This window comes from Cupriavidus sp. MEYA8, assembly GCF_059278825.1.
Map to the genome: position 1 here is coordinate 2,547,014 of NZ_CM181221.1, position 23,542 is coordinate 2,570,555.

Below are 23,542 nucleotides of genomic sequence, written 5' to 3' on the forward strand. Positions count from 1 at the left end.
TCAGGTCACATTGAGGGTGATGCTTGCCGGCGTGCACGAGGCCGCCTGGTTGAATGCGAGCGCCACGTCGGGCGATCCAGCACCGCCCGGCCCGCTCAGCGTCAACCCCGTCAGCTTGAACGTCACGCCGCCACCCACGCCGTTCGCCGCGGTAATGGCGTCGGCCCACTCCACGCTGCCAGACAGCCCGCCCCCAATGGCCACCGCGTTGATGTAGTCGGCGACGGCCTGCTTGATGGCATCGCCCGTCTGCGTGCTGTAGCTGGTCAACGCCTTCACGTTCACGGTACCGGTGATTGGGGCGTTGGAGGGGCGGAAGAACCGGATCGTGATCGGCCGGCCGTAGACGTCCAGCACCACCACCGACGTCGTGCCGTACGTGCCTGACCCTGGCGTCTTCTTGGCGGCGATGGCGTTGGCAATGGCCGTTGCATCGCCCCCCTCCACCACCAGCGAAATCGAGTGCTCGGGGATGCCATTGGCATCGGTGGCCGCCGTGTCGTTTTCGTAAGCAGCCCATCGCGTCACACCAGGCAGGCTGGCCACCGCGCCGATGATGCCGTCGAGCACAGTCAGCGACGGCAATGCGGTCGAAACGGTCTGTCGCTGCCGCAGCGCTGCGTCGGTCTCGACCGGCGCGCCCTCGGCGGCAACTGAGGGGTTCGTCACCGTCTGCCAGCCCAGCGTCGGCGTTCCGATCTGCGTAATGCTCCCCGCCGGCGCCGACACTGCACCGATGGTCTGGCAAGTTGCGGTCACGGTGATCTGACCAGCAGGCGGAATGGTCACCGACGCTGGCAGCGCCCACTTCACACCGTTGGCGTCCTTGGCAATCCCGTTGGTGATCGTCGTGCCGGCCTGGCCGACCAGAAGCAGGTCCACCGTCGAGTAGGACGAGGCGTGCCGCGCGATGCCGTTGATCTTGACGTTGCTCGAAAGGGCGGCGCCTTGGGCCGTCGCGGGGCTGAACGAGTTGTAGATGGCAATGGCCACCGCGTTGGCGTCGTTGATCGACGAGGCGAACACCGCCAGCAACTGGCCATCTTGGCTGTCCGCCTCGAGGTACACGTCGGGCCCGTAGATTGCACGGTATTGGTCTTTGAGATATTCGAGCACTTCGGCGTAGGACGGTGCCGTGATGCCGTTGGCATCGATCGTCGGTGCGGTCGTGGTGATGGCCATCAGAATGTCGCCTGCACGGTGGTGGTGCCGTATATGGTGTTGATCGTCGCCATCACGCTCAGCGTGCGCGTTTCGCTGTTCAGGGTGCTCGAATAGGCGGCCAGCTCGCGTACGCCCTGCGTGCCGAGAATTCGCTGCCGGATCGCTGCGTCATAAGTGCCGGCCGTGTACTTGCCCAGCACCTGGTCCCACGGCATGCCTTCGGTGATGTCGAGGAACCATTCGCCGCGCGCGAGCCGCAGCCGCGTCAGCACGGCCTGGCCGACGGCATCCGGGCTGTCCTTGTAGAAGTCGGCCTGCTGCCCGCCGAAGACGTAGTCGCCGTCGGCGGCGAGTTTTCGATACCGCATGTCATCCGCCCTTGACGGTGCTCGTCATATGACTGCTGCCCATTGCCTGGTTCGGTGCGCTCGTTGGCGAACCGGAACCGGCGGACGTGTGGGTATGGCTGTTGAACAGCGCCTGGAACGCCGATGTCACGAAGGCCAGCAGCGACTGGCCGGCGGCGCCCAGGGTGATGCTTGGTGCAGTCACGCTTGCAGAGGCTGTCGAAGTCACGTTGACCGGCGCTGTCGTCTGGATACTGATTGCGTGGGTTGCCGCATTCACCTCGACAAAGGCCTGCCCGTCATCTGTCCGCAGCTGTGCCGCGCTGGCGCTGACGCCGGCCAGCGCTCGCGGCTTGGACCGGAAACCCAGCAGCACGAACCCGTCCGACAGGTCGTGCATGCGCAGCTCGGCCTGTTCCTGGACGCCGCCGGACTGCCACCAGCTGTCGATGCACCGGCTGGCGAAGACCACCAGGCACTCGTCGCCTGGAGCAACCGGGAACGTCAGACTACAATTCCCGCCAGATGGGAACTGCACCGGGCAGTCCACCAGCAGCGGCAGCGCGACGCTCTCGATGGTGCCGTCGAGCCGGCGCACCGGGATCTTGATGGCCGGCTGCACGGTACAGGTCGGCGGCCGGTCCGCCGCGCTCTGGAATGCCTGGATGATCCCCGGCATCGCCGTCCAGATGCCCGCGCGCAGCCCGTCGAACGCCTCCCGAAGCGCTACCTCGGGATCGTCAACCCGCTCTCGTCTATCCATGGTGTTCGCTATGAAGAAGGTTCTTGCAGCAATCCTGATCGGCGCATCCAGCTTTGCCATGGCCGCCGACGCCCTCACCGAGAAGAACCGGGCTCTTGCTGCCGAACAAGCGGTGAAGCCTCAATGGAAGGTGGCGCAGGAAGCGGAAGACGCCCGGATCAGGATGAAATCCTTCGATCCGGCCACTGCCGGTCGGGTCGCGTTCATCTTCAGCAAAGCCGTCGACGAAACCATCGCTAGGGGATCAATGGTCACGGTTCTCTATCGCGACACACCGTGCCGGCTCTCGATCGTCAACGCCAAGGACATGCGCGCGGCCGAGACTCTCCACGGCCGCGCCCTGGTGCCGGGATGCTGGGGCAACCTGGTCAGCCCGACAAAGGACCGAGTCGTCATCGTTTCCACGTACGGTGACGCGCGTCAGGACTCTCTCACCGCCTACGTCGAAGCCAAGATCCAGCGCGACGGATCGGCGCAGTACGTCAAGCCGGCCATGTCCCAGGAAGAGTTCATAAAGAACGTGCGGTCCTATCACGACTCCCTGCGCTAGCCGTACTTCTTGATCACGAAATCCGGCGGCACTGCGGCCTTGGTCTGGAAGGTGTCCGGCAGCACTGTCACGTCCGCCGCCAGACAGATCACATCCGTGTAGAAGTCGTTCCCCCGCGTGTCGCCGTAGTGCTCGGCAATCATCACGTAGTAAAAGCCATCGTCCTGCAGCTTCGCCTGCTGCTCGATCCGCTCGTTCTGGGCCTGCTGTCCTGTGTTCAGGCTGTACTCGTAGCGCTGCACGCTGGCGTTGTCGATCTTGATCAGCCGCCCAATCTTGACACTCGGGTTCAGCAGCATCTTGACCGTAATGCCATTCTGGGTCTGCTCAGGCAGCCCGACCATGCCGGTTTCCGCCGTAACGACCGGAATGTCTCCCGGCATGTAGGACGTCTCCGGCACCATGATGGCCTTGCCATCCTGGATGCTCCAGACCGTCTGGCAGGTCCTGGCCGTCCAGCGCATGAAGTCCCGGGCCATGCCGAACATCACCTTGCCGCGCGGCAGCGGATTGGACGGCAGTTCCGGTAGGTAGCCTTGCGTTACCCCGTACGGGTTCATGGCGGTACAGGCGGCCGCAACATGGTCCGCCGGCGTGGACCCCGCCGCAAGGGTGGTATTCACCACGGCAAAGTTGTAGGCGGAATCACCGTCCGCCGCGGTGATGTCCACGTAGGTGTCCGTCTGGCTCTCGCGCCCGCGTCGCACCTGTTTGATGGTGCCGTCGAAGATGATCCCGAAGTTGCCGGGGTAGCCGGCCTGCAGCACCAGGCGCGTGAACTCGCGCTGGGCCCGGCGGGCCGTGTCCGCCGACACGTTGTACACCCGCACGCGCGCCGAGTTCGGCGTCTGCAAGTCGCCTCGCCGCACGTCGAACCGGAAACGGAGCTCCGAGAGGTCCAGGGCGTCGCCACTGTCCTGGCCGATGATCAGCGAGACCTTGCGGCCGAATTGCGGCGTGCTCATGCGTCCGTCACCCAGTAGAGATGCGAGCCGATGCCCAGATCCTCGTAAGTCGGCACGTCGTCGGCATCCGCCGCGCCCTGAACCCAGAGGCGACCGGCGAAGCCGAGGTGCTGGTACTGCGCCAGCAGGTCCGCGCCGGTCACCAGGGGGATGCCGGACACCAGCGGCGCGTTGTTGGCGTCGGCGATGTCCAGCACCCAGCCGGCACCACCAGCTTTCCGGTACTGGACCGTCAGGCGATAGTCCACACCGCCCAGCGTGATCGTGAAGCGCTGCGGCAGCGGCGACAGCGGGATCTCGAAGAAGTTGGGCATCACATGCTCGTGGGTGGTACGGAACCGCCTGGCGCCGGCGTGGCTGGCGTCGCAGCCTTGACGCCGGTGTTCTGCGTCTCAGCAGTGGCAGCCGGGTCCGCCTGATTCTCGCGCGGCGGCAGCGTGGTCACCTGCGTCTCAACAATGCGCAGCTGCTTCAGCGTGGCGGTTACCGACAGCGCGGCACCCGTCTTCTGGTCCTTCAGTACGGCCAGCCCTTTAAAGAGCATGCTGTCGTACATCCGCAGCGACGTGACCACCTCAAACGGCTCGCGCAGCTCCTGCAGGGCCAGCAACTGCGAATACACCGTGCTGATGTAGTCGGCAGATGGCAAGCCCCCGCCCGAGAAGATGGCCTGCGCCAGACCCGCCAGCGCGGCGATGTCGGAATTGCTCCATCCGCACTTGATCACCACCTCGGGTTGCCGCTTGAAGGCGTGGTCGTTGATTTCCGCGCCCTTCTCCACCGGGTGCTCGGTGATCTGCAGCTCGTCCTGGTGGGCTTCCTCGATCAACACCGGGATCGTGATGCTGCCGATGCTCTTTGGCACCAGGGTGATCATGTCGAAAATCACGACACCGCTCCTTGCAGGTTGCGAATCAGGTCACCGTTCAGGCGCCCCTGCTCGCCGGCGGTCGCCCGCCCGGCCGCGACAGGATCCGACACCCCATGAATATGGATGTTGGTTTCCTGCTTCAGGTCGACGGCGGTAGAGCCGCGGCGCGCCGCCTCCATGTCGGCCCGGGCCGGCCGCTCGTAGTAGCGCGACACGATCTCGCCCGCCTGCTGGGCGTTCTGTGCCGCCCTCAGCAGCTGGCCGGCGCGCCGCTCGGCGCCCTGCGTCAGCTCGTAGTTCACGAACTGCAGCTGCTCCATCAGGGATGAATCCCGGATGTCCTTGCCAGCCCAACGCGCGAAGTTGGCCTGGCGGTCCGGATGCCACTGGGCCACGCCATACGCCTGGCCGCTGTCGCCCACGGCGCGCGGGTTGAGATCGCTCTCGTGGCGCAGGTTGGCCACGATGCCGGCGGCCTGATCGTGCGTCCAGCCCATGCGCTGGAAGAAGCCCACGGCATCGATGGCGGCCCGCGGTCCCCCAGCCGGCTGCTGCCCGGCGCCGGCCCGACCAGCCGCCTGCTCAGAACCGGACGGCTGTCCGGCCGCGGCACGCCGGCGTTCCAGCTCGGCTTCCTCGCCTTCGTTCAGGCCGCCGCTGTGCAGCAGCAGCGCTGCCGCGCCGCCGGCCTTAGCCAGCCATGGCAGGAAGCGCGACAGCCAGCCCGCGGCCGCGCCGGCGCCAGCAGCTCCTGCCGCCCCGCCAGCACCAGCCGCGCCACCGGCAGCTGCTGCAGCCGCGTTGGCCGCGCCCAGCGCGCGCACTGCGGCGACCATCTTCCAGATGCCTGCAATGATCTGGAAGCCGCCCAGCACCTTGAATACCCCGACCAGCAGCAGAAGCTGGGTGGACCAGCCGTCGGTTGCCTTGTCGAGCTCGATGAATTTGTCGACCACCCACTGCAGCGGTGGGCCCATGGCAGCCGCTGCGGCGAGGACCGCGCTGGCGATGCTCGCCACCCGGTCCGCGATGGCCGGCGAGCTCTCGTCGAACCACCGTTTGAACCGCTCCAACTGCGGGCCGATCTTGCGCAGCAGCGCACCTTGCACCCGGATGGCGAAGTTCTCGAACGTGGTGCCCAGGTCGCGCAGGGCGATCATGAGCGCGTGCGAGTCTTCCGCCGCCTTGTCCAGCCCGTTATTGCGAGCCATGACCCGATACTGCGCCATGAACCTGGCGAAGTCGCCATTGCGCATGGCCAGCAGCAGGTTCTCGTCGATGCCCAGGACGTTGCCATACTGGCTCGCCAGCCAGGTTGGCTTCTGTGCCAGCTCCTTGCCGAGGTCGGCCAGGATGTCAACGGTGTCGCGCAGCTCGCCGTTGGCGTTGCGCGTCTGCACGCCGATGGTAGCGAGGTAGCCCTCGCCCGCCGGGTTATTGCGCAGGAAGCGAGCCAGGTTCTCGACAGTGCCGAACGCCGCCTCGGACGAGACGCCCAGGTTGCGCGCGGCGTACTCCAGCGCCTTCAGGCTGGTTGCCGCGGCGCCGGTGCGCTGGGAGACGAAGTACAGACCTTCCAGCTTCGAGGCAAAGGCGGAAACGCCGGCGCCGATCGACAGCGCCGCGCCCTGGATGGTGCTCACCAGCCGCACCACGCCTTTCGTGGCCTGATCCACCCCGGTCGTGAAGTTCTTCAGCCCCTTCTCGTCGACCTTGAAGCCGAGCGCGACCAGGAACTCGCGGATGACGGTGCTATCGGCCATTCTTCTCTTCCAGCATGCGGCGGGCCGCCGCGAGGTTGTCACCGCGCACCGTGATGGCGTCGTTCATCAGGGCGATGTCTTCCAGCCCCAACGAGCCATCCAGCAGCGACTCGTACTTGCACCAGCCCTCGGCCACCGGCGCCAGTAGCCAGTCCTCGCCGCCGGGAAGGTGCCTTAGCCAGCCGGCGATGCCGCGGCCGCCGGGCTGCTCGCTTGGCTGGTAAGCAGCCCGTTGATAAAAGGGCCGAGGTTCGCCGTGATGACCTGCACCACCAGCGGCAGCGTCACGGCGAGGTCCATGTCCTCGAACATGGTCTGCGAGCCGCTCCAGACGCGCGCCCAGCCTGTCGGCTGCTGGCGCTGCACCACGGACAGGCAGGTGCCAAACACGTACTCCGCGTCCTCGTCCTTCAGCGCGGCCAGGCCGTCGGCCAGCGGCTGCAGCGCGGCAGCCAGGCCCTCCAGATCGTCGGTCAACGGCTTCCCGCTGGCGCGCACGCGCAGGAAGACCGGGATCAGCGTCGGCACGATGGGCGCGATGCGCCGCGACACATGGAACTGCTGCATCGCGTTCAGGCGCCCCAGCGAGTAGCGGTTGCCCGCCAGATCGATTTCGTGAGCCATGGTCAGTAGGTCCCCAGCATTTCCTCGATGCGGCCGGCGTCGAACACCCATTCAACCGTTCCGCCCTCGGTGGCATAGGTCAGGTCCGGCACCTTCTTAAAGGCGCACTGGATGCCGGTGGCAATGTCGCCGGCCACCGACTGGCTGACCGTGATGACGTTCTTGCCCCACAACCGGCTGTCGAGCTTCTGCGCGTTGTACAGCGCCATCAGCCGGGAATTGACCGGCGCGGTCTTCAGGTAGCGCAGCGTGATCTGGCCCGAGCCGTCGGCGCGCAGGCTGTGCATCACCTTGCCGTCCGAGCCGACGGTCATGGTGTTCTTGTCGTTGGCCGCGGCAATGGTGATGCCTTCCTCGGCCGTGGCCTCGCCGTAGCCCAGCGAGAATGCGCCGCCGGGGCCAACCAGCGAGGCCTGCACATCGATGAACGAATACGTTCCGGACATGGTTTCCCCTATCAGCGGTTGACGTTGACCAGGATGTCAACGGAATGGATGGCGCCGGCTTCCTTCGCTGCCACCTGGAAGGACACCGACTTGCGGGTCTCGCGGTCTGCCTGCGACTGCAGCGCGATCGGCGGCGCGTAGACGTAGTAGCCCTTCGCCAGCGTGTCGCCCTGCTTCAGCGCGCCAAAGCCACCTGAGTTCCAGACGCCCGGTGCCAGGTAGCCGTTGTTTACCGCGGCGTCGCACGCCGCTTCGATCGTCGCCGCGATCAGGGCATTGCCAGCGTCGGTCTGCGGGATCTTCGTCGGGCTCTGGTAAAGCAGGTTGTACACATCGGTCTGGATCCGGTTCTGGAACCAGATCGAGTTGTAGACCGAGTCGATGAAGATGCCGCTGGGCGTCACGCCGTACTGGATGATCGCCGTGTCGTTGTTGTAGCCCACAAACACGTTGCAGCGCTTGGCCTGCAGGGTGTCGGCCTGGCTGCTGGTCAGGCTCTCCGGCACGATGCCGGGCTCCTGCTTGTACATCAGCGTGATGGTGCTGTTGTTGGCGTTGAAGTCGGTCGTCAGCAGCCGGCCGAACATCGACGCCGCAGCATACGGGCTGCTGCCGGAGTACTGCACGAACGAGTACTTCAGGCCCAGTGCCTTCAGCGTCGACGCCAGGTCTGCGGTGCTGGTCGAATCCAGCGCCTGCGGCTCCTGCGAGGTCGCGCCGTAGATGTGACGCTGGTCCGCCTCGATCAGGTTAGCCACCGCTGTGTGCTGCGCGTTCGTCAGCGTCGTGTCGGCGAACATGAGGCCGAGGAATCTGTTCGCGAAGCGGTTCAGGAAGATGGCCACCGCCGCATCAGGGGTCTCGGCAACGATGCCGTCCACCGGCGCCGAGGCCAGGCCACTGGTCAGCCCCAGCATGGCCGAGATATCGGTGCCCGCGCCGGTGGGGGTGGCGTAGCTGACCTTCGACGCAGGCCCGGTGGTAGGCGACGTGATCACGAACTGGGTGCCGTTCCACACGCAAGTCGCGCCGGCCAGCGCCGTAGTGATGATGCTCGCGACGTTGTTCAGGTTCGTGGCCGTGGCGAAGTTGAGCGCCGACAGCGTCTTGACCGTGGCGTCGATCGTGACCTTGAACGAGCCGGCGGTGACTGCCTGCCACACGGCGATGTCCTTCTGTGCGGCCGTCAGAGCAGCGCCGCGCAGCGAGCCAGACGTAGCGGTCTTTGCCCAGCGACCCAGATACAGCTGCGACGGCTGGGGCGTTTGCTGGAAGTACAGCACCGCGGCCTGGTATTCCGGCGCGGCGGTACCGTAGTCGGCCGCGACAGCGTCGATCGTGCCGTACGAGCGCATCCGCTCCGCGGTGTCGATCACCGCCGACGCGCCGAGGATCAGCGCCGTATTGAGATTCGCCCCCTGCGCCGCCAGCGGCGACATGTTGATGGTGACGTCGATCAGCCGCGAAACCGGCAATCCGTTGGACATGGTCATCCTCTACTGGTCGATGTTGTTGGTGCTCGCCATCGGCGGTACCGAGTCGGTTTCCGTGCTCGCCTGAGCGGACAGAAGGTTGAGGACCGGGTAGGTCCGGGTGATCTTGCGGCGCAGAAGCAACGTCAGGTCGTAGCGCCGCACCCATTGCTGGTTGACGAAGTCCGGCGCCCCGCGGATCTCGCCGGCCGAGACGAAAGCCATGTCGTTCAGGCGGAGCTGCTCTCGGTTCTGCGGGATGGCCAGGCCATCGGCCAGCCGCTGGGCATACCCCTTCGCGGCCGGCCCGTAGAAGGTGCACAGCGCCTCGATGTCCTCGTGCCGCTGGTATTCGTCATGGCCGTCACCCGCCGGGTCGTGCAAGATGGCCGGGCCGGCGTCGTTGGTCTGGACGCTGATGCCGAGCGCGCACCAGTTCACGGACGGTTCCGGCTGCTTCGGCACGGTCGGCTGCCATCGCGGCCGCACAAGGCTACCGGGCAAGCCAGTCACGCCCGTCACCAGCTCCTGCAGCAGGTTGTCGAGCGCGTCATCCTCGGCCGGCGGCGCCGCGACGGCTGGCGCCAGGTATCCGCCGGTCGAGCTGTCGTTCATGGGTTACCCCGAGAGAGGCTTGATGTCACAGGTGGCGCAGACGAAGCCGCGCCCGAAGTGGCTGTAATCGTTGACGTTGACCACGGTGTAGGTGCGGCCCTGCCAGACGATCTCGTCGGCGTCCTGGCCGGCGCTGCCGTCCGAGAGGCGGAATGGGGTGTGAACAGTGATCGAGCCGATGATCCGGCTGCCGTCGGCGTTCCGGTGCAGCATGTCGCCCTTGTCGCTGGTCACCACCGCCGCGAACGGCGTGGCAGTAACCGTGTTGCTCGCGCGGCCGTGGCTGTCCACCGCTTGCGTCATCCGGTGGCATACCAGACCGGTGTCCATGAAATCCGGGTCCAGCAGGACGTCGGTGACATCGAGCAGCGCCATGGGTTACTTCCTCTTGCGGATCACGTAGGTGATCGAGTTGCGCAGCTGACCAGTGTCGATCAGCGGCACGGTGCCGGTGCGGCCGCGCCGCCGGCGGTCGGCCAGTGTGGATTCCTTCAGCGCCGGATCGATGCCGCTGTTGATCCGCGCGCGCACTGAGTTCTGAGCGGTCAGGCCCGCGGCGCCCATGCGGCGCTCGGCGCCTGTCAGGTCCCCGTCGAGCGCCGCCTCCACCGCTTTCTGCAGTTGCGGCGAAACCTTTCCCTCTGCCGCGGCAACGCCGGGCACCAGAAACGGTCGCGGGGGAAGGTTGTTGACCGGGGAACCGGTCTCCTGGATGTAACCGATGGTGGCATTGCCGAGCGGCTCGTCGTCCTTGCGCTCCGGTGCACTGTCGGGGATGCCGACCAGCACTTCCTTCTGCACCAGGCCGTTGATCGACTGCAGGACTTCCTTCAGCCGGTCGACTTTGATCACGCCCATGGGGATCTCCCGATGGGCGGCTGCGCTACAGCTGGATGCCGCCGGCGCCCATCATCCTGGCGAGGGTCAGGTACCGCACGCCGTAGGTGGTCAGGTTCCAGAATCCGCCGTCGTCGATGGTCGCGGCGCCGGTGTCGTAGCTGGCGCTGACCTTGTCGACGGCCTTCGAAGAGAGCGGGCCGGTCATCTGGCCCGGGATGCCGCCTACGGCAGCTGCCTGCTCGTCCCGGGCGGCCAGCACCAGGTGGTGGGCCGTACAGAGCTCGATGCCCTGGTCGGTCAGTACGCCCCATCGACACTCGTTGACGAGCGACGCCGACACCGTCAGCCAGATCTGGACTGATGCGTCGGGGTACTTGGTCTCGTCGTCGAACTCGGGAAAGTCCTGTCGGAACTGGCTGGGTGTCATAGGCGGATGGGCGATGCCCCTTGCGAGGCATCATACCCCTCATTTCGACTGCTTCGCCGCCTTGGCCGCGTCGGCAGCTGCCTTGTCGGCGGCCTGCTCGCGTTCCGCCACGGCCGCCTCGCGCTTGGCTAGGTCTGCGTCGCGCTGGTCGGCGGCCTGCTCGCGGTCGGCGATGGCCTTCTGCCGCTCGGCCAGCTGGTCCTGGAGCTGCTGAAGCTGCTCGGCCCGCCCCTCCAGCAACTGGGCGGCAGATTCCAGCGCGGCGCGCTGTTCAGCCAGCTCACCCTGCTCGGCCTCGTTGCCGGCCGCCGGTTCCTCGCCGGTGTGCGCCTTCACGAACCAGTGCGCGGCGATCGCCGCCGGCACGTCGTGGTTGCCCACGGCGAACTCGTGCTTCTCGCCCTCGTGCTGCAGCGTGAAGGACTTCTTGACGTAGATCTTCGGCATGTCGCTCTCCCCTCAGATGCCGTCGCGGTAGCCGATCAGCTCGGGATACACCACCTCGACCACGCCCAGGCGGCCAAAGTAGGTGGTGAGCTGGCGGATGTCGCGATACTCGAGCGGCGTGCGCTGCAGCGGCACCATCGGGAAGCGGACTTTGTCCTGCTCCTTGGTGTACGCCATCATGCGGTCGGCATTCGCCGTGCCGCGCTGGAACAGCCACTTCAGCGGCTGGATGTTCAGCGGCCGGCCGTTGATCGAGTTCGAGATCGTGTTCTGCTTCAGGTACTCGAGCACGCTGATGTTGCCGGCGTCGCTGACCTTGCGGCTGACGAGGATGCCGAACTTGGCGGGCGGCAGGCGCAGCTCCGCCGGGCAGTAGGCATAGGCGGACGCGGCCCAAACGCTGGTGAGCAGCTCGTTCACGTCGGCCAGGATCTGGTCAGGCGTGGCCGTATTCCAGTTGCCCGTGACGGCGTTCGACAGGTTGGTCACGGCGACGTTGTTCACCAGGCCGGTGACGCCCAGCACGGTGTCGCCGATGTAGACCTGCTCGTCGACGTCCATGTTGTGCTTCAGCTGCATACCGGCGAACTTCTGCTGGTCGACCGGGCGGCCCAGTTTCTGAGCCGATTCCAGCTCGGGGATGGTCCAGCCGATCTGCATGCCCCACAGGGTCAGCGGGTTCGCGGTCTTGCCGATGTCCAGCGCGATGCCAGCGATGGCCGAAGCGTCCTTGCCGATCCACGACTTGCCGTTGGGCGAAGCGCCGCCGGCGGCCGCGAAGCTGGAATTGGTGAACGACGAGGTCTCGTCCGCGATCGAGACGTCCTCGCGCAGGTCGATGTCGCGCGACCAGGTCACCGAGGCCAGCGGGCCGTGCAGCGTCTGGTCCAGGCGCTCGAGTTCGCCGATCAGGAAGGAGCCGGTGCTGTCGATCGTGCGGCTGTCGAACGTCAGCATGTTGTCGCGCGTGCGGGCGCGGATGATCGCCGGGGCGTTGACCATGGCGATGGCAGCCGCCGCGGCCATGCGCGGGAGGATGATTTTGCTCATTCTGGGTGACCCCTTAGATGTTGTAGGCGATTTCGACGTTGCCATTGGCGTCGCCCGCGTTCATGAACGTGGCGCCGGTGACGGCAATGGTGTTGGCGCCATCAGCCGCTGCCTCGATGCCACCGATCGGCTTGCCTGCGGCGGGCGTGGCCACCCGGACGTACACCGGGCCGCCGATGGCGGGCGTGCCGGCGTTGTTCTTGACGGTCATGTAGCCGCGGCGCAGGACGTCAGCAACGCCGGTGGTGGGCGGCGTGGCCGTGCCCAGCGGTTCCGAGCCGGCGCCGCCGGTGGTCGGATACGGCCGGACCAGCAGGCCGTAGACCGCCGCCGCGGTGTCGCCGGCGGCGATCGGCACAAACTTGCCGGCAGCGATCTTGCCGAACAGGCCATAGCCGGGGAACGGCAGGGCCGAGTTCAGGATCTGCGCTTCGACGGTCGCCTGCGACTGGCGGGAGATGTCCCCCGGGATGCCCGAGGCCATGCGATACAGAATTGCGTTGCCCATGTTCGGGACTCCTTAGTTGGCGGACCGGTCGGCCCAGTACTTGCGGTTGGCGGCGTTGATGTCGGCCACGGTGCGGGCCTTACCGAAGTCGCGCGTCGGCGCGACGCTGCGGCTGTTGCCGGCGTTGTTCTGCGCCTTCACCAGCTCGCTGGCGCCCATGAACGCGGCGTGCACCAGCGCGGCGGGCAGCTTCTCGAAGTCCGCCGTCAGGCCGCCCAGGAACGGGCCAATGGCCTTCTTGCCTGCGTCGGTCTGGTAGGCCAAGTCGAGCGCCTTGCGCTGGCACTTGCACAGTGCTGCGGCGCGGTCCTTGGTCGCCATCTTCGAGTCCAGGGTCGGCAGCTTGATGCCGGGCGCCAGGATCTCGGCGCGCGAGGGGATGCTGGCCGCGGCGTCGCCGGTGTACAGGTCGACCTCGGACTGGCTGAGCGTGCCGGCGGTCTCGGCCTCGGTCAGGTCGCCGTCGTCGCCGGTCTTCTTCTTTTCCGGGCCGTCCTCGTCCTCGTCGTCGGTTTTTTCCTTCTCCGAGTCCGTGGCGCGACGCTTGCCCAGCGCCGCGATGGCGGCATCCTGGGCGTCCATGCGCTTCAGGATCTTCTTGAGCAGCACGGATTGAGCGTCGCCGGTCTTTGCCGGCGGATCGTCATCCTCGTCCTCGTCGTCCGGCGCTTCGTCGCCGGTCTTCTTCTCTTCTTCCATCTCGGACTCGGCGTCCTTCATCAGGGCGCGCAGCTTGTCGAGGAAAGTGGGCTTCTTCTTTGCCATTTGGGGTTCCTTATCGCCAATCGCGCAGCGCGGGCCGCACCGGCCGCGCTCGACGAGGGCTACGTGGTTGACAACGATGTTCCGCTGTACCCCGCGGCCGGGTGATACCTGTTCGTAGTCAGCCTCATAGCCAAGGCTGACCTCTTCGATGCCGTCCTTCTGGATCGCCTCGATCGCGACCTGGTCAGTGACCAGCAGGTCCGCGATCAGCAGGTCATCCTCGATGCCGCTGCCGCGGCGCAGGTTGAGCATGGCGCCCTTCCCCAGCGCGGCGAAGTTGGCCGGCGTGACGAAGTCGTCGGGGTGGTCCAGCGTCACCGGCTTGCCGATGCAGCTGGCCAGCGTCTCGGGGCGGAAGACCTCGTCAGGCGTCCGGCTAATGCGGATTAGCCCGTCGGGTCCGGGCTCGACGGGCACCTCGCCCGGGCCGTACAGCATCTCCCCGGTGCGCGCCACGGGCACTTCCTCGCACAGGAGGAAGCCCTCGGGCGTCAGTGAGCGCTTCGGGCCCAGCTTCTGCACGGTGTAGAAGCGCATGTCAGTCCTCGGGAATCACAGGTTCGGGATAGCAGCGGCAGTTCGGGAACTGCCCGGCGTGCCCGGTCATGCCGTCCAGCGTCGGCGGGTCGTTCCAGGCCACGAACTGGCCGTTCATCTTGCGGTGCGAGTCGCGCACATCCGAGTCGCCGGACGTCCGCCAGAAGTAACCCGGCGAGCCGACGTGCAATGCGCGGGCCTCGGTCAGCGTCGACGCAGTGCGAGCCACCTCCGTTCGGGCGATCAGGTCGGCGCGGCTCTTCGCCACTTCGCCCGACGCCTGGATGGCTTTCGAGATCTCCGACGCCCTGGTGCTGTCTTCCAGCCCCTCGATCGTCAGGCGGTGCACTCGCTCAGCGGCCTCCAGCGGGATGGACTTGATCAGCCCGACCTGTTCGGCCATCAGCGCGCGCATCGTGGCGCCGGTGGGCGCCGTCCGGATCTCCAGCCGCAGCGCGCGCGACAGTTCCTTGGCCTGTTCCATCCAGGCCGCCTCGTCGCGGCGGTTGACCTCGGACAGCATGCGCGCCGCGGTGGCCTCGGCCCAGGGTGTCAGGGCCTCGGCGTAGCGGCGCAGCAGCTGCTCAATCGTCGGCGCCGCGGCGGGATCTCCAGGCGGAAAGCCATTGACCAACGCGCCCACCTGGTGCGCGACCTGGCGGAGCTGCGTCCTGTACTGCCTTTCCGGCCCGCTGAGCTTGACCGGGTTCTTCCGGCCCTTCTTGCGGTCGGTTGTCAGGGTCAAGGCTCAACTCCGGTTCGGGCGGCGGTGCGTTCTCCGCTTCCGTGATCTGCTCGTCGGTGATGCTGGTGAAGATGCCGGTCGCGTGGCTGGACGCCCGCAGTTCCTTCATGCCGGTGGCGGTGTCGACCAGGCCGGCGTCCAGCGCCGTCGTCACCGCCTCGGTCACCGTCTTGGCGTTGTTGGCCTTCTCGGTGTCGGACAGCTGCCACAGCGACGTGAACTGGTAGGCGAAGCCTTCCGGCGGCGCCTTGCCCAGTTCCGACCGGACCAGCACTTCGAACAGCCGCGTCAGCGGCGCGCGTAGCCGGCGCTCCTGCTGCTGCTTGATGTTGTCGTAGTATGTCCGCAGGTCAGACTCGCCAGTGGCGCTAAGGCCTGCTGGCGACTGTCCAAAGAGGCGCACCAGCGGGATCTGCAGCGCGCCCGACAGCTGCTGGCCGAACTGCATCAGCACGTTGTCCAACCCTGAGAACTGGTAGGTGTCCGTCTGCATGTCGTCGGCGGCGTCAACGAGCGTCAAGCCTTCGTTCGACTGGAACCGGCGAATCATGTCCACGTTCTTGATCAGCGCCTCGAGCGCGGGTCCGCCCATGGCGATGATCTCGCGCAGCTTCTCCACCTTGAGCGTGCGCAGGTGTGCCTTGTAGACCAGCTGCGCCGCGCCGACGGTGGTGCTGTCGAAGGCGACCAGACGGTCGATCAGCCGCTCGATGACCGATTGCCCCCACAGGTTCTCGCTGATCTTCTGCCAGTACGGCAGCTCGACGCCGTCGATCCGCAGCACGCGGCTGTAGTGGATGCGCTGGCGCCGCAGGGCAATGCTGTCGTCGACCACGTCGTAGAACCGCGGCATGCCCATGTCTGGGCCCAGTTCCGTGACCAGGTCGGTCAGCGACGGCTGCACCAGCCAACGGTCCAGAACGAACAGCCCCTTGAATTGGTCGCGGCTGACCGCATCAGGCCGCAGCGGCGTCGACGAATCCTGTCCGTCGATCAGCATCACCGCAATCGCGCCACCGTAGAGCCGGGCCCACTTGATCGTGTCGTTGATGCGGTCCCACAGCGCCATGCGCTCGAACCCCGCCGTCAGCTTGTCGCGTTCTGCCGGGTCCATGTCGGCGTCGAGATCCACGCCCGCGCGCGTCATGTCCTCGGCCACGACGTCTACCGCCTGGCCGACTACCCAGCTGGACCGATACATCGCCTCCAACTGCACGCGGTTGCGGCTGATGAAGTCGAAGCCGTAGCTGTACTGGCTGGCCTGGTTATTCGTGCCCAGGCCGACGCGCGCTTCGAAGTTCTGGAAGCTGTCGCCGCTGACCCAGCGCTTGGCGTTCGCGGACGCGGCCACGTTGGCCTTGTGCGCCCGTTGTAGCGCCTTTCGTTGGTTGCGGTTCATTGCTGTCCGAGTTTGGTCCAGATGTCCATCGAGCGGCCGCCGGCCAGCATGTCGTTGATCGCGTCGACCATCGGGTCGATCTGGTCATCGTGTGCGTGCGTGTCGTCAGGGGTGAAGGCGTCGCATTCCTGCGTGAAGTCGCTTACCCATTCGGCCGCCTCGGGGATCATCACCAGGCCAGCGTCGATGTAGCTCACCACGTCCATGACGCGTGTGAGCTTGTCGCGGTTGCGTTCGATGCCCTCGACCGGGATGCTGCCCGACGCGTGGATGTCCTGGATCAGGCCGGTGCCGCTGGCCTTGTCCTCGATCATCATGCGCACCAGCGGCGCGCCGAAGTGGAAGTCGTACGGCAGGTGCTTGTTCCAGAAGTCGATGGCCTTCTGCCGCAGCTCCGGCGCCGGCCACTTCCCCCGAATCTGGTCCAGCAGGTAGATGCGGCCGTTCTTGCCATGCCCCCAGCACTGCAGCACGCTGTAGTCGTTCCGCTCGGCGGTCTTCTGCGCGGTGTCGGCGTAGATGACGCGCTTGTACAGCTCGGGCACCACCGAGTAGCGGCCGAAGTTGGCGCTCTTGATGATGCCGCCGCCCAGCGGGCTGGGGCGCTGCATGTACTGGCCGCTGAAGACGTATCGGTCAGCCCGCTCCATCTCCAGCATGTCGTGCAGCGGCTCCTTGTACGGCCAGTAGCTGTACCGGCCGTCCTGGTCCTGCTCGCCGCGCTCGACCAGCTCGCGCACGCGCTCGGGCAGCGCCGCAACGTATGCGTCGGTGATCAGCGCCGGGATCTCGATGAACTCCCAGTCGCCAGGCACCTTCCCGGCCTTGATGAAGCCCGTCGGGTCTTCCTCGGCCAGCCGCTGCATGATCACGATGATCGGCGTGTCCGGGTTGGCCTTCCGGCTCTTCACCGTGGACAGCAGCTTGCGGTTCGCCTTGTCGCGGTTCGTCTTGCTGTAGGCGTCCTCGACCTTCAGCGGGTCATCGATGATGATGGCCCCCTGCCAGCCCGGCGCCATGTGGCCGGCCCGGAAACCGGTGATCTGGCCGCCCAGCGACACGGCGTACACGCCGCCGGCCTTCTTCCCTTCCGAGACGACGTTCCAGCGCTTCTTCGACTTGGCGTCGTCCGCGATCGTCAGCGGCCACAGTGCCTGGTATTCGTCCGACGCGACGATCTCGCGCGCCGTCTCGCTGTTCAGCAGCGCCAGGTCATCCGAGTAGGAGATGTGCAGGAACCGCGCGCGCGGGTTGCGCGCCAGCCCACGGGCGATCAGGTTGATCGCCACCAGCTCGGTTTTCGACGAGCCCGGCGGCACGTTGATGACGACGTTCTTCAGCTCGCCGGCGATAACGCGCTCGACGGTGTCCGAGATCAGGACGTGGTGCCAGTTCACCAGGAACTTGATGCCCTGGCGGTGCTTGAAGAAGTACCGGCTGAAGAACAGGTGGTCGCGCTCGCACTTCGCCTTCAGGACGGCCCGCTCGATGGCAGGGTCAATACTCGTCCTCGAGCTTGGCGACGGCGGCTGCGACCTGTTTTTCATCGACGACGGTGGTTCGTTGCTCGACCGGCCCGCCGTCCTTGCCTGTCAGCTCAATCCCTTGGGCCGGCTCTTTCCATCCCGCCCGCACCTTCATCCAGAAGATGGCCGCTGGCACAGCACCCTTGCCGGTGCCGGTGGCTTGCTTGAACAGGGCCTGCGCCACCAGGGCGTTCGTTTTGCCGACCGCGCTGTCCAGCTCGGTGCGGAAATGCGCGCGCAGCGTCTTGGCCGTCAGCGGCTTGCCGGTCTGCGGGTTGATCACCTGGCTGGCGATGTACTCATGCGGCGCGCCGAAGCCTGCGAGTGACGTGACCACGCGGCGGTCTTCGTCGGTCGGCTGGAATGGTTTGCGTCCGGCCATGGTGAAATTCTCAGTCCTCGGCTTCCGGGAACAGGTCGTCGGAAACGTCCACATCGCCGCAGGCGGCCACCGCCCGCTTCCAGTCACCCTTCACGAACACCAGCACGTTCTGGTGCGTCTTGCCAAGCTTCCGGCTGGCCGCGAACTGCTTGCCGGCCCGGATGGGCAGGCTGCCGAAGGCGGTCAGCAGGATGGCCTCGTTGTACAGCTGCGCGCCGGCGTCGAGGAATGCCTCGATGGTGTCGGCCACGAAGTTGCGGTACACGCCGGTGCCGCGCTTCTCGCGCACGTCGCCGACCACGAAGCACGCAAAGCGGTCGGGCTTGAGCTGCCCCACAGCCCCCGAGATCACCTCCCGGTAGGCCGTCAGGAAGGCCGGATAGTCCATCGTGGACAGGTCGGCCGGGTCATCCGAGTAGCGTTCCAGGTCCACGTACGGCGGGCAGGAGAACACGAAATCGGCCTCGACATCAGCGAGGCGCCGCCCTATCTGCCGACTGTCGCCCACGTGCCAGACGGGTGCCGGGTCTTCCGGCTGCAGCAGCCCGAGCTGGCCGCGGTTGGCCTCAACCTGCTCAGGCCGCAGCTCCATGCCCACGTACTGCCGCCCCAGCCGCGCCGCGACGATGCCGCGCACGCTGCCGCCGGCGAACGGGTCCAGCACCAGCCCGCCCGCCGGGCAGAACCAGCGGTAGGCCAGCTCGCACAGCACCGGGTCAAAGACGCTAGTGCGGTGCTGCGTGGCTGGCCCGCCGGCCTTCTGGTGGTCGGACGCCGAGGCGTACGCCGGCGCGTCGCGGCCCAGCTCGGACTGGATGCCCAGCGCCAGCCAGGCCTTCTTGCGGTCCTGCCACGCGGCGTCGCGCGCGTTGAGCGTGCTGAACGGCGGCACCATGAAGCGCTCGGCCAGCGACTGGCCACCACCACCGCCGGGCCCGGGTTGCGGCGGGTCCAGCAGCTCGGCAAGCTCGCCGGCGTCGAAGCCGGTCAGCGACAAGTCGAAGCCTGCGTCGCGCAGGTCCAACAGCTCGCCGGCCAGCAGGTCAACGTCCCAGCCGGCGTTCTCGGCCAGCTTGTTGTCCGCCAGGATGTAGGCGCGCCGCTCGTCCGCCGACAGGTGCGACAGGTCGACCGTAGGCACCTCGCCCGGCGTCGGGCAGTTTGCGATGGTTTCGCCTGCGGCCCACAGCTGCGTCGCCGCTTCCAGCCGGCCGTGGCCGGCCAGCAGCTCGTCGCCCGCGGTCAGCGCCGGGTTGGTCCAGCCGAACTGACGCAGCGACGCCTTGATCTGCTCGATCTGAGCAGCGCTGTGCGTCCTCGCATTCCGCTCGTACCGCACCAGGTCGCTCGCCGCGCGGTAGCGGATGGCGAGCTGGTCGGCCTTTTTCATACGCGGTAGAAATGCGGGGACGGGAATGAAAAACGCCCGGAACGGATACCGGGCAAACCACCACAGGGAGTGGGTGGAGGAGACAAGCAGTGGTGCGCCAGAAACGCAAAAGCCCGCTTGCGCGGGCTCTGGACGTAGTTCGGAGGTGTATCGAATTGAGCGGATTTTTGTGCATGAAATGCACAATGTCAAGCCACCTCTTCGATTTTCACCATCGCGGCGGCCTTCAGGCGGATGTCGATGGCGGTCCAGGCGACCGACTCAACTCCGGGCGCGGCCATCAGTCCGCGCTTCTTCTCGCCCTCGATCCAGACCTTCAGCTTGGTGTTGTGGGCGCTGACGGTGTTGCGGTGCGAGCCGCAGTCTTCCGCGATCTGCTGCAGGTCGATCCGGACGCCGAAGATCTTCTCCAGGATGGACCGCCGCACGCGATAGTGCGAGAACGAGCCGGACAGCTGCTGCATGGCGCGGTCGGTCAGCCAGACGATGGCCGCTTCCCATTCCGGGTTCGGACGCCGAGCGGCGCAGCATGGCCGGCCGCAGTCGCAGATGATGTCCCGCGGCGCGCAGCGCGCGGTGAGCACTGCCTGGTGCAGCTCTGGCAGCATGCTCAGCTCGTTGCGAATCATGCCGGCCTGCGCGGCGCCGTCGACACCAATGAGACCTTTTCCTGAGCCGATAGCCGGCGTCATCGCCTTGTTCATCGCCGAGGCCTGGTACTGCTGGCCCGAGTAGTTGAAAGCGAACACCAGCGCCGCGTGCGAACTGTCGAAGAGGCGTTCTTCCATCGTGTTTTCCCCCGTCAAATTCATTCGAAAACTTCCTGCTGCCATCCACCGCCTTCCCGCTTCAACCGAGGCCTGACGGCGATGAACCGGAACGGGTAGAGCTCGGCCGCGACTTTGATCTTGACCCGCGCGTCGTCTTGCCAGTGGCCCTTCACTTCATGCATCTCCATCGCGCCGCTCGCCAGCATCACGGCGAAGTCAGGGGAATAGAACGTGTTGTCGGCCAACCGCAGCTTGACGCCCTCGAACTTGAACCAGGCAACGGTCCCGGCCTGACGCCGAGCTTCGAGAAATGCCTCATACGCTTTCTCGGTATTGTTCATCTCGCCCGTCTTCAGGCGCCCGAGAGCCTGCATGCGACGGGTACTGGAATTCTGGAAATTCATGCTGTCACCTGGCCCGGCGTCACGCCGTACATGAAGCGGTACACCCGCTGGAACTCGTTGGGGTTCATGCGCTCGGCCTTGCTGACCTCGCGCTCGATGCGCTGCTGCTCGCCGGATTCGCGGATGACCCGCAGCCGGAACCAGAGCCAGACCTCGTCGTCCTGCTGGGGCGGGATGCCCAGCTCGGCGGCCTTGGCCTGGACGCCTTCGGTGGTTTGGTCCCAATCCGCCGCCGGCGGCCCGCCGGGCTGGCCCTCGGTCATGGCCTCGTCAACGAACGACTCGAGGAAGCCCGGGTTCACCGGCGATGGGTCGCCGTCAGCAACCCTTCGCGCGCACGCGAGGGCATGAGCCCGGAGCAACACCGGCATCGCGACGTGCCGGGCCTCAAGCCGGAGCAACGCCTCGTGCGCGCGCGAGGACAGCCGCAACGCCCTGCCCCGCTCGGACTCGAGCAGCACCAGCTGTTCCCCGATCGCGTCAGCGGAAAGCGGCGGCGAATCGGAGTTATCCACAGGGCCTACACCCTGTGAATCACCTACGCCGCCGCTATAGCTTTTGTCTTTATGTGACTGTGATTGTGACGGTCTATCGTTTTGCCATGGCTCGGACGGTGGGTCTGCCATACCATTTGCTATGCCATTTGCCATGGCATTTGCTATCGGTTTGTCATCAGATTTGCCACCCTCTTTGCCCCAGCGCTTGGCAGCGCCTTGCTTGCCGGCCTCGCGCCGCTTGTTACTGATCAGGCCTGCCTTCGAGCGCTCTTCCTCGGCGCGCTTCTGCACAAGGCGCCCGTCCTCCGAATGGAACAGCGTGCGTATCTTGGGCGCGTGCTTGCGCCATTGCGCCAGGGACAGCTTCGCGATCGTGGCCAGCTCTTCGTCGTCGTCCAGCGGCGGCCCGTTGCGCCAGTAGTCCATCAGGATCAGCAGATAGGCGCCGTGCTGCTCGGTTGTCAGCCGCGACGTGTCGGCGAGGTAGTCGCCGATGTAGAGCGGCATCCAGGTGTCGTTCTTCTTGCTCATGCTGCTACCTCGAGCGTCAGGCCGGGCTGGCGCGTGCGCTCGGCCTGGAGGGCGATGTAGGCCGGGTTCAGTTCCGCGCCCAGCCAGCGGCGGCCGAGACGCTGCGCGACGCTCGCCACCGTACCGGAGCCCATGAACGGGTCGAAGACGATGTCGCCCGGGCGGCTGCCAGCCAAGATGCACGGCTCGACCAGCGTTTCCGGGAAGGTGGCGAAGTGCGCGCCGGCGTACGGCTGGGTGGCGATGGTCCAGACGCTGCGCTTGTTGCGCATCTCCGTGATCGCTCTGAAGGCCTCCCGGCCGGCCAAGTCGTTTGTCTTGCCATTGAAATCGCCGCGCTTGACGCTCTCGCGCACCTTCTGTGCGTGCGCGTGGAGGCCTGACTTCGTTCGGTGGTATTCGTCACCAGCCTCATAGGCGGCCTGGCCCTTGGCGGGGCTCACGTTGCCCGGCACACGAATGCGGCCGCGGTCACGAAACTCGGCGTCGAAGCCGTGGCCGAACCCGACGCCTGTCGGTGTTGGCCCGTACGTTGCAGGCTCCTTAATGGCGTCCGCGTCGAAGTAGTAGCGCTCGCTTCGCGTCATCAGGAACAGGTATTCGTGCGCCTTGGTGCAGCGGTCGCGCACGCTTTCCGGCATCGGATTTGGCTTGTGCCAGACGATGTCCTGGCGCAGCCACCAGCCGGCATCCTGCAGTGCAAACGCGAGCCGCCAAGGCTGACCGACCAGGTCTTTAGGCTTCAGACCCTCGACACGCACGTCGCTGCGCGGGATCGGCGCATCGTCGCGCCGGCGGCTGGCCACCATCCCTGCGGGGATGCCCTTCGAGGCGGTGTTTCCCTTGTTGCTCGAGCTGCTGTCGCCTGCGGCTGCCCGGCTGCCGGCATAGCTGTCGCCCATGTTCAGCCACAGCGTGCCGTCGTCAGCCAGTAGTTCCCGGCACAAGTAGAACACCTCGACCATGTTTTCAAGGAAGTCGCGCAAGGTCGGCTCCTGGCCAAGCTGACCAGGGTGCCCGTAGTCGCGCAGCCCCCAGTAGGGCGGGCTGGTCACGATGCACTGCACGCGCACGCCAGCGGCGATCAGGTCGCGCATGACGGCTCGGCAGTCGCCTTGGTAGCAGTGGTCGACCTTCATGTCATGAACCCCCACGCGATCGAGCCGATCACCGACGCGAACATCAGCACCGCGGCCCCCACGGTAATCAGCTCGTCCATCACGCCACCTCCAGGCCTTTCCGGGCCAGCGTGCGCAGCGCCTGGTATTCCTCGCGCGGCAGGCAAACCATGCTGTCGTCGCCGGGCGCGACGACGTCCAGCTCGAGCACCTCGAACAGCAAGCACATCTCGGCGAACGTGAGCCGGTGGCCGCTGTTGTTCAGGAACCGGGAGAAGTTGGTCGGCTCGACGCCGATGCGCTCGGCCACCTTCTTCTGGGTAAGCGGAGCAACGCGGTTCAGCACCATGGATTCCAGGCTAGGCATGCGATGCTCCCAAGTGCTCAAAGAGGTTCATACGATTCACCCAACGAAACAGGACAGCCGGCGGCCAGGCCGGCGAGAAAAAGAAAATGGGAAATGGATGCCTCCACCGCTTGCCGCGACGGCAAGCAGCACGCCGCGCGCTGCCGCGCCGGCTTCGGCCAGATGTCGTCCTCTGCGGACTGCGCAGCATGGCTGTTCCCCCGGTTGGGCTGTCGCCCGTTATTCGTGCCCGGCGTGCCAAGCGGCGCGCCAATGGTCT

Annotated in this window: 30 protein-coding genes; 1 reads left to right on the top strand and 29 read right to left on the bottom strand. The window is 66.3% G+C overall.

What is annotated here, in order from left to right; genetic code table 11:
- Genes AC5WJ1_RS11820 through AC5WJ1_RS11830 form a run of 3 tightly spaced genes read right to left on the bottom strand, consistent with a single transcriptional unit; the run spans position 1 to position 2,274 of the window.
- A complete protein-coding gene (locus AC5WJ1_RS11820) occupies positions 1–1,182 on the bottom strand; it encodes a baseplate J/gp47 family protein (protein WP_494476104.1) in 1,182 nt (393 codons plus the stop codon).
- Entirely contained in the window at positions 1,182–1,532 is a 351-nt protein-coding gene (locus AC5WJ1_RS11825) for a contractile injection system sheath initiator (RefSeq protein ID WP_494476105.1), read from the bottom strand. The genes AC5WJ1_RS11820 and AC5WJ1_RS11825 overlap by 1 nt, the downstream gene beginning before the upstream one ends.
- 1 nt (position 1,533) lies before the next feature.
- A complete protein-coding gene (locus AC5WJ1_RS11830; RefSeq protein ID WP_494476106.1) occupies positions 1,534–2,274 on the bottom strand; it encodes a Gp138 family membrane-puncturing spike protein in 741 nt (246 codons plus the stop codon).
- Positions 2,275–2,284: 10 nt separating this feature from the next.
- On the opposite strand from AC5WJ1_RS11830, the gene AC5WJ1_RS11835 reads away from it, so the two are divergent.
- Complete coding sequence (locus tag AC5WJ1_RS11835; RefSeq protein WP_494476107.1) at positions 2,285–2,824, top strand: hypothetical protein; 540 nt, start codon at positions 2,285–2,287, stop codon at positions 2,822–2,824.
- Here the strand turns inward: AC5WJ1_RS11835 and AC5WJ1_RS11840 are convergent.
- The 26 genes from AC5WJ1_RS11840 to AC5WJ1_RS11965 all read right to left on the bottom strand — a co-directional run bounded on the left by AC5WJ1_RS11840 (position 2,821) and on the right by AC5WJ1_RS11965 (position 23,283).
- Complete coding sequence (locus AC5WJ1_RS11840; protein WP_494476108.1) at positions 2,821–3,789, bottom strand: phage protein; 969 nt, start codon at positions 3,787–3,789, stop codon at positions 2,821–2,823. The two genes, AC5WJ1_RS11835 and AC5WJ1_RS11840, sit on opposite strands and share 4 nt — an antisense overlap.
- Positions 3,786–4,103, bottom strand: coding sequence for a phage baseplate plug family protein (locus AC5WJ1_RS11845; protein ID WP_494476109.1), 318 nt, complete (start codon positions 4,101–4,103; stop codon positions 3,786–3,788). Before AC5WJ1_RS11845 ends, AC5WJ1_RS11840 begins: the two co-directional genes overlap by 4 nt.
- Positions 4,103–4,678, bottom strand: a complete 576-nt coding sequence (locus tag AC5WJ1_RS11850; RefSeq protein ID WP_494476110.1) for a phage baseplate protein — start codon at positions 4,676–4,678, stop codon at positions 4,103–4,105. The genes AC5WJ1_RS11845 and AC5WJ1_RS11850 overlap by 1 nt, the downstream gene beginning before the upstream one ends.
- Positions 4,675–6,423, bottom strand: a complete 1,749-nt coding sequence (locus AC5WJ1_RS11855) for a phage tail tip lysozyme (protein ID WP_494476111.1) — start codon at positions 6,421–6,423, stop codon at positions 4,675–4,677. The genes AC5WJ1_RS11850 and AC5WJ1_RS11855 overlap by 4 nt, the downstream gene beginning before the upstream one ends.
- Entirely contained in the window at positions 6,413–6,559 is a 147-nt protein-coding gene (locus AC5WJ1_RS11860; protein ID WP_167355470.1) for a DUF6889 family protein, read from the bottom strand. The genes AC5WJ1_RS11855 and AC5WJ1_RS11860 overlap by 11 nt, the downstream gene beginning before the upstream one ends.
- 38 nt (positions 6,560–6,597) lie before the next feature.
- Positions 6,598–7,047, bottom strand: a complete 450-nt coding sequence (locus AC5WJ1_RS11865; RefSeq protein WP_494476112.1) for a phage tail assembly chaperone — start codon at positions 7,045–7,047, stop codon at positions 6,598–6,600.
- 2 nt (positions 7,048–7,049) lie between these two features.
- Positions 7,050–7,493 (bottom strand): phage structural protein, encoded by a 444-nt coding sequence (locus AC5WJ1_RS11870; protein WP_092307225.1) that lies wholly within the window; start codon positions 7,491–7,493, stop codon positions 7,050–7,052.
- A gap of 11 nt (positions 7,494–7,504) precedes the next feature.
- A complete protein-coding gene (locus AC5WJ1_RS11875) occupies positions 7,505–8,980 on the bottom strand; it encodes a DUF3383 domain-containing protein (RefSeq protein ID WP_494476113.1) in 1,476 nt (491 codons plus the stop codon).
- 9 nt (positions 8,981–8,989) lie between these two features.
- Positions 8,990–9,580 (bottom strand): phage neck terminator protein, encoded by a 591-nt coding sequence (locus AC5WJ1_RS11880; RefSeq protein WP_494476114.1) that lies wholly within the window; start codon positions 9,578–9,580, stop codon positions 8,990–8,992.
- Positions 9,581–9,583: 3 nt separating this feature from the next.
- Complete coding sequence (locus AC5WJ1_RS11885) at positions 9,584–9,955, bottom strand: hypothetical protein (RefSeq protein WP_494476115.1); 372 nt, start codon at positions 9,953–9,955, stop codon at positions 9,584–9,586.
- Between the two features lie 3 nt (positions 9,956–9,958).
- Positions 9,959–10,438, bottom strand: coding sequence for a phage virion morphogenesis protein (locus AC5WJ1_RS11890; RefSeq protein WP_494476116.1), 480 nt, complete (start codon positions 10,436–10,438; stop codon positions 9,959–9,961).
- Between the two features lie 25 nt (positions 10,439–10,463).
- Entirely contained in the window at positions 10,464–10,847 is a 384-nt protein-coding gene (locus AC5WJ1_RS11895; protein WP_494476117.1) for a DUF4054 domain-containing protein, read from the bottom strand.
- 39 nt (positions 10,848–10,886) lie between these two features.
- Positions 10,887–11,294, bottom strand: coding sequence for an STY1053 family phage-associated protein (locus AC5WJ1_RS11900; RefSeq protein ID WP_494476118.1), 408 nt, complete (start codon positions 11,292–11,294; stop codon positions 10,887–10,889).
- 12 nt (positions 11,295–11,306) lie between these two features.
- Positions 11,307–12,344 carry a DUF2184 domain-containing protein gene (locus AC5WJ1_RS11905; RefSeq protein ID WP_494476119.1) on the bottom strand — a complete coding sequence of 346 codons (1,038 nt, stop codon included), beginning with the start codon at positions 12,342–12,344 and terminating at the stop codon, positions 11,307–11,309.
- 13 nt (positions 12,345–12,357) lie between these two features.
- Positions 12,358–12,852 (bottom strand): structural cement protein Gp24, encoded by a 495-nt coding sequence (locus AC5WJ1_RS11910; RefSeq protein WP_494476120.1) that lies wholly within the window; start codon positions 12,850–12,852, stop codon positions 12,358–12,360.
- A gap of 12 nt (positions 12,853–12,864) precedes the next feature.
- Entirely contained in the window at positions 12,865–14,154 is a 1,290-nt protein-coding gene (locus AC5WJ1_RS11915) for a DUF2213 domain-containing protein (RefSeq protein WP_494476121.1), read from the bottom strand.
- 1 nt (position 14,155) lies between these two features.
- A complete protein-coding gene (locus AC5WJ1_RS11920) occupies positions 14,156–14,788 on the bottom strand; it encodes a phage head morphogenesis protein (RefSeq protein WP_494476122.1) in 633 nt (210 codons plus the stop codon).
- The gene (locus AC5WJ1_RS11925; protein WP_494476123.1) at positions 14,739–16,298 is read right to left on the bottom strand and encodes a DUF1073 domain-containing protein; all 1,560 of its coding nucleotides are present in this window, start codon (positions 16,296–16,298) and stop codon (positions 14,739–14,741) included. The genes AC5WJ1_RS11920 and AC5WJ1_RS11925 overlap by 50 nt, the downstream gene beginning before the upstream one ends.
- Entirely contained in the window at positions 16,295–17,845 is a 1,551-nt protein-coding gene (gene terL, locus AC5WJ1_RS11930; RefSeq protein WP_494476124.1) for a phage terminase large subunit, read from the bottom strand. Before terL ends, AC5WJ1_RS11925 begins: the two co-directional genes overlap by 4 nt.
- Positions 17,796–18,206 (bottom strand): hypothetical protein, encoded by a 411-nt coding sequence (locus AC5WJ1_RS11935; protein ID WP_494476125.1) that lies wholly within the window; start codon positions 18,204–18,206, stop codon positions 17,796–17,798. Before AC5WJ1_RS11935 ends, terL begins: the two co-directional genes overlap by 50 nt.
- A gap of 10 nt (positions 18,207–18,216) precedes the next feature.
- Complete coding sequence (locus tag AC5WJ1_RS11940; protein WP_494476126.1) at positions 18,217–19,596, bottom strand: DNA methyltransferase; 1,380 nt, start codon at positions 19,594–19,596, stop codon at positions 18,217–18,219.
- A 188-nt stretch (positions 19,597–19,784) separates the two neighbouring features.
- The gene (locus AC5WJ1_RS11945) at positions 19,785–20,384 is read right to left on the bottom strand and encodes a DNA-binding protein (protein WP_494476127.1); all 600 of its coding nucleotides are present in this window, start codon (positions 20,382–20,384) and stop codon (positions 19,785–19,787) included.
- A 20-nt stretch (positions 20,385–20,404) separates the two neighbouring features.
- Positions 20,405–20,770, bottom strand: a complete 366-nt coding sequence (locus AC5WJ1_RS11950; RefSeq protein WP_494476128.1) for a DUF1064 domain-containing protein — start codon at positions 20,768–20,770, stop codon at positions 20,405–20,407.
- Positions 20,767–21,798 carry a YdaU family protein gene (locus AC5WJ1_RS11955; protein WP_494476129.1) on the bottom strand — a complete coding sequence of 344 codons (1,032 nt, stop codon included), beginning with the start codon at positions 21,796–21,798 and terminating at the stop codon, positions 20,767–20,769. Before AC5WJ1_RS11955 ends, AC5WJ1_RS11950 begins: the two co-directional genes overlap by 4 nt.
- Positions 21,795–22,895 (bottom strand): DNA-methyltransferase, encoded by a 1,101-nt coding sequence (locus AC5WJ1_RS11960; RefSeq protein ID WP_494476130.1) that lies wholly within the window; start codon positions 22,893–22,895, stop codon positions 21,795–21,797. The genes AC5WJ1_RS11955 and AC5WJ1_RS11960 overlap by 4 nt, the downstream gene beginning before the upstream one ends.
- Positions 22,896–23,016: 121 nt before the next feature.
- Positions 23,017–23,283 (bottom strand): CII family transcriptional regulator, encoded by a 267-nt coding sequence (locus AC5WJ1_RS11965; protein ID WP_494476131.1) that lies wholly within the window; start codon positions 23,281–23,283, stop codon positions 23,017–23,019.
- Positions 23,284–23,542: the final 259 nt, after the last annotated feature.

Excerpts from the sequence above, each read along its gene's own strand:
- AC5WJ1_RS11935 (WP_494476125.1), bottom strand. The coding sequence starts at position 18,206 with ATGGCCGGACGCAAACCATTCCAGCCGACCGACGAAGACCGCCGCGTG.
- AC5WJ1_RS11960 (WP_494476130.1), bottom strand. The coding sequence starts at position 22,895 with ATGCGCGACCTGATCGCCGCTGGCGTGCGCGTGCAGTGCATCGTGACC.
- AC5WJ1_RS11890 (WP_494476116.1), bottom strand. The coding sequence starts at position 10,438 with ATGGGCGTGATCAAAGTCGACCGGCTGAAGGAAGTCCTGCAGTCGATC.
- AC5WJ1_RS11910 (WP_494476120.1), bottom strand. The coding sequence starts at position 12,852 with ATGGGCAACGCAATTCTGTATCGCATGGCCTCGGGCATCCCGGGGGAC.
- terL (WP_494476124.1), bottom strand. The coding sequence starts at position 17,845 with ATGAAAAACAGGTCGCAGCCGCCGTCGCCAAGCTCGAGGACGAGTATT.
- AC5WJ1_RS11885 (WP_494476115.1), bottom strand. The coding sequence starts at position 9,955 with ATGGCGCTGCTCGATGTCACCGACGTCCTGCTGGACCCGGATTTCATG.
- AC5WJ1_RS11825 (WP_494476105.1), bottom strand. The coding sequence starts at position 1,532 with ATGCGGTATCGAAAACTCGCCGCCGACGGCGACTACGTCTTCGGCGGG.
- AC5WJ1_RS11900 (WP_494476118.1), bottom strand. The coding sequence starts at position 11,294 with ATGCCGAAGATCTACGTCAAGAAGTCCTTCACGCTGCAGCACGAGGGC.
- AC5WJ1_RS11925 (WP_494476123.1), bottom strand. The coding sequence starts at position 16,298 with ATGAACCGCAACCAACGAAAGGCGCTACAACGGGCGCACAAGGCCAAC.
- AC5WJ1_RS11830 (WP_494476106.1), bottom strand. The coding sequence starts at position 2,274 with ATGGATAGACGAGAGCGGGTTGACGATCCCGAGGTAGCGCTTCGGGAG.
- AC5WJ1_RS11955 (WP_494476129.1), bottom strand. The coding sequence starts at position 21,798 with ATGAGCAAGAAGAACGACACCTGGATGCCGCTCTACATCGGCGACTAC.
- AC5WJ1_RS11940 (WP_494476126.1), bottom strand. The coding sequence starts at position 19,596 with ATGAAAAAGGCCGACCAGCTCGCCATCCGCTACCGCGCGGCGAGCGAC.
- AC5WJ1_RS11820 (WP_494476104.1), bottom strand. The coding sequence starts at position 1,182 with ATGGCCATCACCACGACCGCACCGACGATCGATGCCAACGGCATCACG.
- AC5WJ1_RS11895 (WP_494476117.1), bottom strand. The coding sequence starts at position 10,847 with ATGACACCCAGCCAGTTCCGACAGGACTTTCCCGAGTTCGACGACGAG.
- AC5WJ1_RS11915 (WP_494476121.1), bottom strand. The coding sequence starts at position 14,154 with ATGCGCTTCTACACCGTGCAGAAGCTGGGCCCGAAGCGCTCACTGACG.
- AC5WJ1_RS11845 (WP_494476109.1), bottom strand. The coding sequence starts at position 4,103 with ATGCCCAACTTCTTCGAGATCCCGCTGTCGCCGCTGCCGCAGCGCTTC.
- AC5WJ1_RS11865 (WP_494476112.1), bottom strand. The coding sequence starts at position 7,047 with ATGGCTCACGAAATCGATCTGGCGGGCAACCGCTACTCGCTGGGGCGC.
- AC5WJ1_RS11965 (WP_494476131.1), bottom strand. The coding sequence starts at position 23,283 with ATGCCTAGCCTGGAATCCATGGTGCTGAACCGCGTTGCTCCGCTTACC.
- AC5WJ1_RS11880 (WP_494476114.1), bottom strand. The coding sequence starts at position 9,580 with ATGAACGACAGCTCGACCGGCGGATACCTGGCGCCAGCCGTCGCGGCG.
- AC5WJ1_RS11875 (WP_494476113.1), bottom strand. The coding sequence starts at position 8,980 with ATGTCCAACGGATTGCCGGTTTCGCGGCTGATCGACGTCACCATCAAC.
- AC5WJ1_RS11905 (WP_494476119.1), bottom strand. The coding sequence starts at position 12,344 with ATGAGCAAAATCATCCTCCCGCGCATGGCCGCGGCGGCTGCCATCGCC.
- AC5WJ1_RS11835 (WP_494476107.1), top strand. The coding sequence starts at position 2,285 with ATGAAGAAGGTTCTTGCAGCAATCCTGATCGGCGCATCCAGCTTTGCC.
- AC5WJ1_RS11855 (WP_494476111.1), bottom strand. The coding sequence starts at position 6,423 with ATGGCCGATAGCACCGTCATCCGCGAGTTCCTGGTCGCGCTCGGCTTC.
- AC5WJ1_RS11945 (WP_494476127.1), bottom strand. The coding sequence starts at position 20,384 with ATGGAAGAACGCCTCTTCGACAGTTCGCACGCGGCGCTGGTGTTCGCT.
- AC5WJ1_RS11870 (WP_092307225.1), bottom strand. The coding sequence starts at position 7,493 with ATGTCCGGAACGTATTCGTTCATCGATGTGCAGGCCTCGCTGGTTGGC.
- AC5WJ1_RS11840 (WP_494476108.1), bottom strand. The coding sequence starts at position 3,789 with ATGAGCACGCCGCAATTCGGCCGCAAGGTCTCGCTGATCATCGGCCAG.
- AC5WJ1_RS11950 (WP_494476128.1), bottom strand. The coding sequence starts at position 20,770 with ATGAATTTCCAGAATTCCAGTACCCGTCGCATGCAGGCTCTCGGGCGC.